The 12,411-nt window shown below is 32.3% G+C and carries 9 protein-coding genes; 6 read left to right on the forward strand and 3 right to left on the reverse strand.

Annotated elements, in window-relative coordinates; translation table 11 throughout:
• The 3 genes from ABJD66_RS03085 to tatA form a co-directional block, all read right to left on the reverse strand.
• Window positions 1–1,317: DUF11 domain-containing protein (locus ABJD66_RS03085; protein ID WP_348128103.1), on the reverse strand; the 1,317-nt coding region annotated here is incomplete at its 3' end.
• A gap of 702 nt (window positions 1,318–2,019) precedes the next feature.
• The gene (locus ABJD66_RS03090; protein ID WP_348128106.1) at window positions 2,020–5,139 is read right to left on the reverse strand and encodes a hypothetical protein; all 3,120 of its coding nucleotides are present in this window, start codon (window positions 5,137–5,139) and stop codon (window positions 2,020–2,022) included.
• A 363-nt stretch (window positions 5,140–5,502) separates the two neighbouring features.
• Complete coding sequence (gene tatA / locus ABJD66_RS03095) at window positions 5,503–5,694, reverse strand: twin-arginine translocase TatA/TatE family subunit (protein WP_348128109.1); 192 nt, start codon at window positions 5,692–5,694, stop codon at window positions 5,503–5,505.
• 177 nt (window positions 5,695–5,871) lie between these two features.
• Here tatA and ABJD66_RS03100 point away from each other — a divergent pair, with 177 nt between their 5' ends.
• The 6 genes from ABJD66_RS03100 to ABJD66_RS03125 all read left to right on the forward strand — a co-directional run.
• Window positions 5,872–6,741: a M23 family metallopeptidase gene (locus ABJD66_RS03100; RefSeq protein WP_100894374.1), complete on the forward strand. Its 870-nt coding sequence runs from the start codon at window positions 5,872–5,874 to the stop codon at window positions 6,739–6,741.
• 7 nt (window positions 6,742–6,748) lie between these two features.
• Complete coding sequence (locus ABJD66_RS03105; RefSeq protein WP_348128112.1) at window positions 6,749–8,248, forward strand: GH3 auxin-responsive promoter family protein; 1,500 nt, start codon at window positions 6,749–6,751, stop codon at window positions 8,246–8,248.
• Between the two features lie 57 nt (window positions 8,249–8,305).
• A complete protein-coding gene (locus ABJD66_RS03110; protein WP_100894373.1) occupies window positions 8,306–9,991 on the forward strand; it encodes a hypothetical protein in 1,686 nt (561 codons plus the stop codon).
• A 2-nt stretch (window positions 9,992–9,993) separates the two neighbouring features.
• On the forward strand, window positions 9,994–11,043 hold the full coding sequence (locus ABJD66_RS03115; RefSeq protein WP_348128115.1) for a hypothetical protein: 1,050 nt from the start codon (window positions 9,994–9,996) through the stop codon (window positions 11,041–11,043).
• Entirely contained in the window at window positions 11,043–12,086 is a 1,044-nt protein-coding gene (gene rfbB / locus ABJD66_RS03120) for a dTDP-glucose 4,6-dehydratase (protein ID WP_348128118.1), read from the forward strand. The genes ABJD66_RS03115 and rfbB overlap by 1 nt, the downstream gene beginning before the upstream one ends.
• 9 nt (window positions 12,087–12,095) lie before the next feature.
• On the forward strand, window positions 12,096–12,411 hold a 316-nt coding region (locus ABJD66_RS03125), incomplete at its 3' end, for a sugar phosphate nucleotidyltransferase (protein WP_348128121.1).

Below are 12,411 nucleotides of genomic sequence, written 5' to 3' on the forward strand. Positions count from 1 at the left end.
AACAATAGCATTAGGGTTAGAGCTAGCAGATAGCCTTTTAACCATACTAATATCAGACGATTGTAAAGTGTTTACAACCATAGCTTCATCATCTTCTAGAGAATCTATACCATCATAATTATTAGGAGTAGAATCAGGATCTATTTGGTCTACTTGCGTAATTTCAGCAATATTAGTATACTCATCTGCTATACCACTTGGGTTATTAATAGTAGCCGTGTAACTAAATGTAGTAGTGTTTAAATCTTCTAAGTCAAAATTAGGCCAAGTAATTGTATTTCCTGTCAATACTCCTCCGTTAGTAGCACTAACAAAAGTGTAACCAGGAGCTAGTACATTTTGTAATTGAATATTTGTAGCGTCTATAGCTCCTAAATTGTCAATATCAATTGAGAAAATAATAGTATCTGATGGATTAGCAGAACTAACATTAGATGTCATATCTATTTCTAAATCAGAATAATTATTAGATGGTGCACTAGTCATACTAAGTAATAACTCTGTACAAAAACAATTAGAGTTACTTGGTGAAAACTCTACAACTATATTGCTATTTGCACCACAAAATTCTGTTGTTCTAAATTCTATATTTTCTTCTATAGAGCCACCAGAAGGAATTGCTTGAGAAAGAGATCCTGTATAAATAGAATTTCCTGTTTTTACACCAGATGCGTCTGCACAATATACATTGTAATTAATTCCGCTAGATAAATCTTCTGTACCTGTGTTTTCTAAACCAATAATTATATTGTAATAAGTATCTGTGCTTGTTATAACGTAACTAGCAGTAGGAGTATATGATGAAGTTTCTAAGAATCCTTTAGTAACTTGAACTGTAGTGCTAGTATTACCAGTAATTACTTCTGTATCACCACAAGAAACACCAGAACAAGATAAGCCAGATACAGTAACATAAGTGCTTAAATCAATATCATAATTACCTTCACATATAAAGCCTGTACTTTGGATGTTAAAATTATATGCAATAACATCAGTATCACTAGCGCCTTGTGGCAAAGCAATAGTTATTTCTTCTTGGTCGTTAACAAGTGTTTTAGAAATAAAGGTTACACTTACAGATCCTGTAGAGTTTAAAGAACCATCTACATAAGTTATACCAGCAGGCAAAATTACTTTAATAAAATCGGAATTCCCCGTTACACCCCCTGTTATATATGTTTCTGCAGATACTGTTTCTATTTCACAACCATTAAAACTCGGAGAGTTTAAAATAGTTGTATTAGTACTGTAAGGAGGTTCTGCTCCTGTAATTATTATTGGTTCTGCAGCAATTCTACTATTACTACCATTAGCCATACCGCCGTAAGGACTGTTACCTGTAACTATATAAGTAGTACCAGTGTTAGATACGTAATTACATTGCGGACTTAAATTTAGTCTAATTATAGCTATTTGTTCATCTAAACTATTAGAATTTAGTGAGCCTAGTAAGCCATTATTTGCAGATATAAGAGTGTGATCTAGTAAATTTATAGAAACATTGTTACCAACAATAGTAGGTGTTATGGTTTGTATATTTCCAGAGTTTTGAGGATATTCTATAGTAATAGAATTAATTGTAATGGCACTTATATCTCCGGGAACATCAAAATTTATTACCGGACTTATAAGATCTGCCTCACCTGCATTTCTAGATTCTAATATAACTTCATAAGCTTCACAAGTACCAACTGTGCTAGTAGGTTGCTGTAAAATTTGTAACTGAATAGCAGCGTCTACAGGTGTTAAGGTTAATATTTCTTCATTAAAATAAGTTGTAGCATCGTAATTGGTAGGGTAATCTATACAGTCATAGTTATGAGAAACTCTAATTTCTTTATCAGAGCTTCCAGTATAAGTACCTTCAAACCTAATGTTTTTGCATGTAACGTTACCTTCTTCTATAGTTCCAAATTCTATATAAGTAACTTGGTTAGAAGTTGTAAAGTTTAAGGGTGTTTCTGTACCACCATCTACTAAATAGGCGTTGCTAATGGTAAAGTCTAAACCAGTGTCTACTCATAGCCAGTTATTGTTTGTTTCTTCAAAATCATGTTTACATATTTCAATTTCAAAACTTTCAATTAAAGAGTTACCAACAAGTATTGAGTTGTCAGATCTTATTTCGTAATCTGGTGTAAGGTATGTAAAATTTTTAGTGTCACTTGTTGTTATCTCTTCTGGAAAATCAGAATGAGCAAATTCATCGTAAGTGTAACTAACTGTAAAAGGATTGGATCCGTGTGCAGAATTTGTTCCTGAAATATTTACTAGAAGCTCTGAGTAATCTCGAGCTCCTTGATCGTTATGTTTAAAGTTAGGTCCTGGTGTTATAGTAAGTATATTACCAGATAAAGAAAAATCAAATCCGCCATTTGAACCTGTAGGGTATTCATTACTAGGATCTATTCTTGCAAAAAAAGAACTTAGAACTTGAGAGTTAAAATGCATACCATCAGGTATTTGCACTGTTGCAGATTTAAAAAGCCATGTTGGCCTAAATTCATTAGGAAACTTATCGCTTAAATTAGAAAAATGAACAATACTAGCTGTAAGGTTTACATTAGAGCACCCATCAACAGTTCTATCTTTAGTTCTTGCATATATGTTATCTTGAAAAAAGAAAGCCGTTTCATTAAAAACTTCACAACCAATTTCTGTAGAAGTAGCATCTAAACTGTAAAATCTACCTTGAAAATTATTAAAATTATACAGTCTTGCTTTTTGAGGGAATTCATCTTTAAATCTAAAATGTAGCTCTACAGATATTTCATCTTCTTCAAAACCTTGACCGTATATATAGGTAGGTGAAATTAATGTTTTATAGCTAGATAAATCTACTGTTACAAAATGGTTGTTTGTTCCTTGTTTGGTTATAGTTGGAGCTACGGTTAAAGGAAACGTTTGAGGAGTACCGGTTGATATATCGTTAATAGTAATTGTTCCGTTTTCATAGGCAATAATATCATCCATATTAACACCATTTTCTGTAACATAACGCATCTCAAAATAAAGATTATCACGTTCATCGTTTACCATTTTAGCTTCACTAGTAACTACCATTTGATCTTTAGGCATATAGTAATTAGTAGCGTGCGTATTTGGGTCTAAAGTTACTCTAGTAGACATACTTGCATCTGTAAAACCAGCAGTTTCTCTGTTTGCATTAAAACTGGTTGTTGTTGGTCCTACGCAACCACTATTAGAACAGTGTGTTACAGCTTCAAAAGAACCACAGTGTAAGCTTGTTGTGTAGCAGCTACTTTCATAAGAAGATGTAAAAGGTAATTGTATATTAGAAGGACCGGTATATACACTACAATCTATAGTTATTGCAAACTCTACAGGTATTACTAGTTCCTTAGAGTTTATCATAAAATCTGCTAAGTTGGTTTCTCTAAATGTTATTATATTGCCTGTTTGTGTATATCTACTATCTGCACTAACATCTAATGTAATACCTGTTGGTACTTCTAGTGTTGCCAAGTAGCTGGTGTTTACATTGTTTGTGAACATTTCTACACCATTACATGTTGGAGCTTCTTCACTAGCTACAAAATTTCCTGTAAAGCCAACTCTAAAGACAGACCCTTCAATCATATCTAGATCATAACTTTCTGATGACCCATAGTTATATAAACTTTCTCTTTCTATATACTGAGAATCCATATTTTCTCTAGAAGACATTGTATCACTACCACAAGATGTTACAGACCAAGTATCTATATGTAAATCTATGTCGTTTACATATATAGAAAACCCTTCATTACAAGTTGGATCATTGGGATCCATCTCCATATCAACGTTAATTTCTGTAGATTCACCTGCTGGTAAATCATCATAATACCCATCACCATCTAAATCATCTAAACCTCCAGGTCCGTCTGGATCTGTTGTTAGATAGTTTGATGCAATGTGGTGAGAACCTAAACCAGATCCTCCAGAAATAGTAGAAGGCCAACGTTGAGGATTAATTTGGCTGCCTCCGGTAAATCTAAAGTTAGACAATATTCTATTTGTGTTATTATCATCACCAGACATTGGGTTAAAACCAACAGTAGAAAACCTATCGTCGTCTGTAAAACCAATATTTATATTAACATTATAAGACGGTGTACTGCTACTAGTATTACTAACAGAATATGTATAGGTAACTGGAGCATCCCATCTTGGTCTTGGGTTATTTACTTCTTGTAAAGTTAAGTTTGTAAATTCTTCAATGTATACTACAGAGCCAGGAATTGTAGCTCCAATTTGGCAATAAGTTCCGTTTGTACAACCCCATCTAGGGCTATGCCTTGAGTATTGATTTGCTTGGCAACTGGCTAGTTCTAGATATTCTTGTAGTATTATAGTTTCGTTATCAAATTTGTTATCTCCATTACCTACCTGACCAGCAAAAGGAGCATCATTTAAATTAATTAGATAAGTATAGTTATTTCCAGAAATAGTTGTTGGGTTTAATAAAGTACCATTATAAGATAAGGTATAAGTACTTATAAGTTCATCAGATATTGTAACAACATGTTCAAAAGACTCTATACTTCCGTTACCAGAATTAGTAATTTGTATAGGTCTTGTAGTAGATTCTCCTACATACAAGTTTTCTGTAGCAATGTTTTCTACTGCTAAATAAGCTCTTTGTAATGAGTAAGAGTTTATGGTTAAATCGTTATCTGTATCAGATTCTGCGGTAGAACCATCTATATAGGTTATAGTGTGCGAATCTTTAAACAATCCTCCACTATAAGATAACTGTACAGCATCGCAACTAGCCGTTTTTTCAAAATCAAACTCTACAAAATCAAGAGCTTGCCAGTTTGCATTACTAGGTTTCTCTATACTAAAGGTAGGACTATTAAGATTGCTTATATCAAATTCAGAGATTGTAAATCCGCCAGATCCAGTTTGGTTGGTTATTAATAAACTACCAGGCTTGTAGGTAATGCCATCGGGTAGGTCAAATGAAATTTTGAAGGTATTTAAGGTCGATTGTTTTGCATATACACCAACGGTTGTTCTACCGTCATTGTTTCCTCCACAGGGACCCATATCTGTAGAGCTTAAGTCTATTCTATAATTACTATTGTTTATTTGAGCATTTACTACCGTTGTTGATAATGCTAAAATAAATAACATTGTTAGATAAGTTAAAAATAGTCTTGAAACTTTTTTCGATACAAGATTTTGCATAGGTGTGATAAGTTATAGTTAAAAACTTCATTAGTAATACACTTCATTTTAATTAATATTTTGGGGTTGCCACAAAACTATTGTAAGGGTTTGTGGTTAAGTATAATATGTTGTAACTGACTGATTAAATGTAGTTAAACGTTATTTTTATGTTGTATGGCTATTTTTTTTAGATGCCAAAAAATAAAGGAAGTTCTGTTAAAAGCACTTTTCATCGATGAAATACACTACTCTTAAAGGTTTAAAATGTTATTAAAAACAAAAAACCCCGCACAAAGTGCAGGGTTCTAAAATAAAGTATATGGTAACTTATTTTTTCTCTTCTAGCTTGTCATTAGAATCATCGTCTTTAGATGCATCTTTAAATTCCTTAATTCCGCTTCCTAAACCACGCATTAATTCAGGTATTTTTTTACCTCCAAAAAGTAGTAATACTACAACAACTATAAGTGCGATAGATGTGTAACCTGGAAAGGCTAACATAATATTTGATGAAATCATAATAATAAATTTTGAATAACAAAGGTAATAAAAAGTAACTATAACAATGTTAATATTAGTAATAGAATTACTTTTTGTGTTTATACAGAATGTTTTAGGGCTATTTAACTTAATTTTGATATTTAGAACCCTTTTTTTGTTAGGGTAATAAAATTCTAAAGTTTATATTTGTTTGTTATGGCAAAGGATAATAAAAAAAGAAAGGAGATTAAACGTAAGCTTTTAAATAAGTATCGTTTGGTTATTCTAAATGAAGATACTTTTGAAGAAAAAATATCCTTTAAGCTTAGTAGGCTTAATGTTTTTGTTTTAGGGTGGATTTCTACTTTTGTATTAATTGCTTTAACAACTGTCCTTATAGCTTTTACTCCGTTAAGAGAATATATACCAGGTTACTCTTCTACTAAATTAAAAAAACAAGCTACAGAATTAACATATAAAACAGACTCGCTAGTAAATGTTTTAAATTATACCAATAAGTATTTATCTAACATACGTATGGTTTTAAGCGGTGATGTTGCCAATAATAAAATGAATAGGGACTCGCTCTTTGAGCAAGTAAAAATAGATCCTAGCACAGTAGACCTTAGTCCAATTAAAGAAGACCTAAATTTAAGAGCACAAGTTGCATTAGAAGATAAATACAATTTATTTGGTAATACAAAAACAGAATCTTCTTTGGTATTATTTTCACCTGTAAGTGGAACAATTTCTCAGGGATATGATAAGGATAAAAAACACTTTGCGGTAGATGTTGTTGCACCAAAAGACAGTCCTATAAAATCTGTTGCACAAGGAACCGTGATATTTGCAGATTGGACTACAGAAACAGGTTACGTAATAATTATAGAGCATAAAGACAATCTTTTGTCTGTTTACAAACACAATAGCGCTTTACATAAAACTCAGGGAGAAATTGTAAAAGCAGGTGAAGTTATTGCAACCATAGGTAATACAGGAGAATTAACCACTGGACCACATTTGCATTTTGAATTGTGGAGCAATGGTACCTCTGTGAATCCTACTAATTATATAGATTTTAAATAATTAAGTTATGTCTTTAAAATCTTTTGCAGCAAAAATTTTTGCTAAAAGAATAGTAGCTAAAAACGCTAAGTGGATTTCTAACCCTGTAGAAACTCAAGAGCAAGTGTTTAAGCAGTTAATACAAAAGGCTTCCAATACTAAGTTTGGTAAAGACCATAATTTTAAGTCTATTAAAACACATAAAGACTTTGTTAAAAATGTTCCTGTAAGAGATTATGAGGCATTAAAAAATTATGTTGACGAGGTTGTGGCTGGTAATGCAGATGTACTTTGGCCTGGCAAACCTGCGTATTTTGCAAAAACATCTGGGACTACATCAGGAGCAAAGTATATACCTATAACAAAAGAATCTATTAAATACCAGATTGAAGCATCTAGAGATGCTATTTTAAGTTATATTCATGAAACAGGCGAAGCAGATTTTGTTGATGGTAGAATGATATTTTTACAGGGAAGCCCTATTTTACAAGAGAAAAATGGAGTAAAATTAGGTCGTTTATCAGGTATTTCTGCGCATTATGTGCCAAAGTATTTGCAGCGTAACAGACTGCCAAGTTGGGATACCAATTGTATTGAAGATTGGGAAACCAAAGTAAATAAAATTGTAGAGGAAACTAAAGATGAAAATATGAGCGTAATTGCTGGTATACCATCTTGGGTGCAAATGTATTTTGAAAAATTACAAGCGGATACAGGTAAAAAGGTGGGCGACTTGTTTAAAGGTTTTCAGCTTTTTATTTATGGTGGTGTAAACTATGAACCTTACCGTGCAAAATTTGAGAATTTAATAGGTCGTAAGGTAGACAGTATAGAGCTTTTTCCTGCAAGTGAAGGCTTTTTTGCATACCAGAATTCTCAGCAAGAAAACGGAATGCTATTACTTTTAAATTCAGGCATATTTTATGAGTTTATAAAAGCTGATGATTTTTATGAAGATAATGCAGAACGCATCACACTAAAAGACGTAAAAATAGGAGTAAATTATGTAATGATTATTTCTACAAATGCCGGTTTATGGGGGTATAACCTAGGAGATACCGTTCAGTTTATTTCTAAGAAACCTTATAAGGTAATTGTTTCAGGAAGAATAAAACATTTTATATCTGCCTTTGGTGAACACGTTATAGCTAAAGAAGTAGAACAGGCAATGCAAACAGCAATTAAAGCAACCGATGCCAGAATTAATGAGTTTACAGTTGCGCCACAAACAATTACAAGTGATAATGAGTTGCCTTACCACGAGTGGTTTGTGGAGTTTGAAAAAGAGCCAAGTGATATGAATTTGTTTATTGAAATAATAGATGAATCTTTACAAAAACAGAATAGTTATTATTTTGATCTAATTGACGGAAAGGTGCTGCAAACCTTAAAAATAGCAAAAGTGCAGAAAGACGGATTTAAAAATTATATGGTAAGTATTGGTAAGTTTGGAGGTCAAAATAAAGTACAACGTTTATCTAACGATAGAAAATTGGCTGAAGGATTGAAAGAATTTACTGTAAACTAACGTATCTACCTTAACAATATAGTGTTAATTTATGTAGATTTGCAATGAAGAAGAAATATGAATAAGATAATAAATACAACCAGAGCACAGGAGTCTACAAATGCCATAGAGCGTTTGTATATAACAATGAGACACTTGTTTAATAGAGGATTTTACAAGCCAATGGGTGTTTCAGGAGAAACACTTCGTAATGCATTGTTACAACTACGACCAGAGATTTATGGTTCTGTAGGAGAAGAAAAATCAGAATTAAACGGTTTAACATATGTTTTAGAACGTCTTCCAGAGGGGATAGAACAGTGTAGATACATAAATTTAACTTCAGATGAAGGTTATGGAGAATCTCACTTTAAAGCCATAATTCCGGCGAAAAGAAGAAGAGATTGTTACCGTATAGATGAAGATCAAATGAATATTGTAATCACCAGAGGAAGATCTGATATTTATGATATTCTAACACACTTAACTTTTTTGTTTATAGAGTCCGAAAAGATATGCAAACGTGTATTAATTGAAGATACAAAGAAAACAATAAGAGATTGGACTAAGTTAGAAACGGCTTTAGAGTCTGATGAGTTATCACAAGCAGAGTTAGAAGTAGCATTAAGTTACACTGCAAATATACTGGGAAGATCTTTTGTAGAGGTTAAAGCAATGCACCAAGTATTTGCTACAAAAGAAAACCCAGAAAAGTTTTTACGCACCATTTATTGGATGGGTAAACTTGCTATAGAGGAAGAAACATTAGGTGATAAAAGAATAATTACATTTAGTCCTGTTTTACGTGAGCGTTTAGGTCATCATATTCACGGAGATTTATGGGCATTAACCATTAAAGAGACTTTAGAGGCAAACGGAATTTTACATAGACCAATACACATTATTAGTGCAAATATGCACAGTGTAATGAACTCTTTATTTGCTAAAAAAGCATTGGCTAAAGAGTATCCAAATTCAAAAGATAGTTTAGAAATTTACGAAGATTTAAGTAAGTCTAAAAATGATAAACTAAGGGCTAAAGTTACAGCTTACGCTAAGAAAAACGGAATGATTTCTTTGAACGATACATCTGGGACAAATATTGATGTACAGATTTTTGATTCGGCTAAGTTTGGAGATAAAGCATGTTGTTTTGATCTTCCAAAAGGATTAAAAGACGATGAAAAACCTGTTATTTTTGTAATGGATTATGCATTTGGAGAACAGGCTTACGAAACAATAGATGAGCTTTTAAAACCTTATGAAAAAGAAGGGGTTAAGGAGTTTTTAAATGTTGAGTCGGTTTCTATCATGGGTAAAGCCGGAATTTTAGAAGGTGGCAAGGGCGATATTATGATTGCTACTGCTCATATTTTTGAAGGAACAGCAGACAACTACCCTTTTAAAAATGAACTTTCTGCAGCCGATTTTGAGGGGCACGGATTAAAGGTTTTAGAGGGTACAATGGTAACCGTTTTAGGTACGTCATTGCAAAATAAAAATATATTACAATTCTTTAAAGATTCTACTTGGGGTGTTATTGGTTTAGAAATGGAAGGAGTTCACTACCAAAAAGCAATTCAGGCTGCATCTAAAATACGTAAAAGTATTAAAGAAGATGTTAAAGTGCGTTATGCATACTATGCTTCAGATAATCCTTTAGAAACAGGGAGTACATTGGCGTCAGGAGGTTTAGGTACAACGGGAGTTAAGCCAACTTATTTAATTACAGATAAAATTTTAAAACAATTATTTAATTCATAATAATGAGTAACAACCAGCAACCACAACAATCCTCAGAAGAGATAGATTTAGGTCAGTTATTTCAGCTAATAGGAAATGCTTTTAAAAAATTATTTGCTTTTATAGCAAGTATATTTAAAGGAATTTTTCACGTTATAATGCTGTTTTTACTATTTATTCAAAAGCACTTTATAAAATTTGTAATAGCTGGAGTAGTTGGTATAGGTTTAGGTGTGTATTTAGACTTAAGAAAGCAAGATGTTTTTATTTCAAGTATGGTCGTTGAGCCTAATTTTAATAGTGTTCAGCAATTGTATAATAATGTAAGTTTTTACAATGAACTTGCCAAAGCACAAGATTCAATTTCACTTGCTAATGCGCTGAAAATCACTTCGAGTGAGGCTGCTAGTATAAGAAAATTAGAGATAGAGTCTTATTCAGATGATAATCAAAAAGTATTGTTGTTTGATAAGTTTATAAGGGAATTAGACTCTACAACTGTCAAAAATTTAGATTTTGAAGCTTACCTAGAAAACTTTAATACGTTTGACGCTCGCTTTCACAAAATAAACTTAGTTAGTACAAATAGTATTGTTGCTAAAAGAGCACAACCAGCTATTGTTAAATCAATATCTAGCAATACGTATTTTAAAGAGCAGAAGGCTACAAATGATAAAAATATTGGTTTTCAAGAGGAGATATACAATCAGCAATTAAATGAAATTATATCGCTTCAAGAGTTATATAAAGATGTAATGGTTAAAGAGGCCTCAAAAGAAATTGGAGGCACTAACATTAGCTTGGCAGATAATGGAGGAGGAAAAAATAAAGAGATAGAGCTTTTAAAGGAACGAGATGAATTAAAGCAGAAAATAGTAGCTTTAAATCTAGAAAAGGCTAATAAGGCTACGATTCTTAATGTAATTTCTGATTTCCCTACCAGAGGAGCTAAATTAGGAGGTATTAAAAACCAATATAAGTTTATGTTGCCTATACTTTTAGTGTTTGTATTACTTGTGTTTTTATTATTACTAGAGTTGAATAAAATATTAAAAGGTTACTCAAAAAAATAATGCACATACTAATTACAGGAGGGGCGGGTTTTATTGGATCTCATGTAGTTAGGAGATTTGTCCAGACGTATCCTAAATATCATATTTATAATCTAGATGCCCTGACGTATGCAGGTAATTTAGAAAATTTATCAGATATAGAAGGGTTGGCAAATTATACGTTTATAAAGGGTGATATTACAAATGAGAATTTTATTCAAGATATATTTAAAAAATATAATTTTGATGGAGTTGTACATTTAGCTGCAGAGTCGCACGTAGATAGGTCTATTACAGACCCTATGGCTTTTGTGAAAACAAACGTTATGGGAACGGTAAATTTGCTTAATGCTGCCAGAGATTGTTGGAAAAATGACTTGAAAAGTAAACGATTTTATCACATAAGTACTGATGAAGTATACGGTGCTTTAGGGGAATCTGGTTTATTTACAGAGTCTACGGCGTACGATCCTAATTCGCCATATTCAGCATCAAAAGCAAGTTCAGACCATTTTGTAAGAGCATACGGAGAAACGTATAAGTTACCTTATGTAATTACCAATTGCTCTAACAATTATGGGCCAAATCATTTTCCTGAAAAGCTAATTCCATTATTTATTAATAACATAATTCATAAAAATAAATTGCCAATTTATGGAGATGGTAATTATACTAGAGATTGGCTGTATGTAATAGATCATGCCAGAGCAATTGACTTGGTTTTTCATGAAGGCAAAAATGCAGAAACTTATAATATAGGCGGATTTAACGAATGGAAAAATATCGATTTAGTAAAACTATTGTGCAAGCAGATGGACTCTAAATTGAAAAGACCTATTGGAGAGAGTGAAAAATTGATTACTTACGTTAAAGATAGACCAGGGCACGATTTACGGTATGCTATAGACGCATCAAAAATTAATAAGGAATTGGGTTGGGAACCATCTGTAACTTTTGAAGAAGGTTTAGAAAAAACTGTAGATTGGTATTTACAAAATGAAGAATGGCTAGAAAGTGTAACTTCTGGTGCATATCAGGATTATTATAAAAAACAGTACAATTAAATAAAAATTATGAAAGGTATAATACTTGCAGGAGGGTCTGGTTCTAGATTGCATCCACTTACATTGAGCGTAAGTAAGCAATTAATGCCTATTTATGACAAACCAATGATTTACTACCCGCTTTCTACATTAATGTATGCGGGTATAAAAGAGATTTTAATTATATCTACACTTAAAGATTTGCCTTTATTTAAAGGTTTATTGGGTGATGGGACTAAGTATGGTTGTAGCTTTCAGTATGCTGTTCAAGAACAACCAAATGGTTTAGCAGAAGCTTTTATTATAGGAGAGGAATTTATAGGAGATGACAAAGTGGCTCTTGTTT

It is taken from the genome of Cellulophaga sp. (genome assembly GCF_039943695.1).
Taxonomy (GTDB): Bacteria; Bacteroidota; Bacteroidia; order Flavobacteriales; family Flavobacteriaceae; genus Cellulophaga.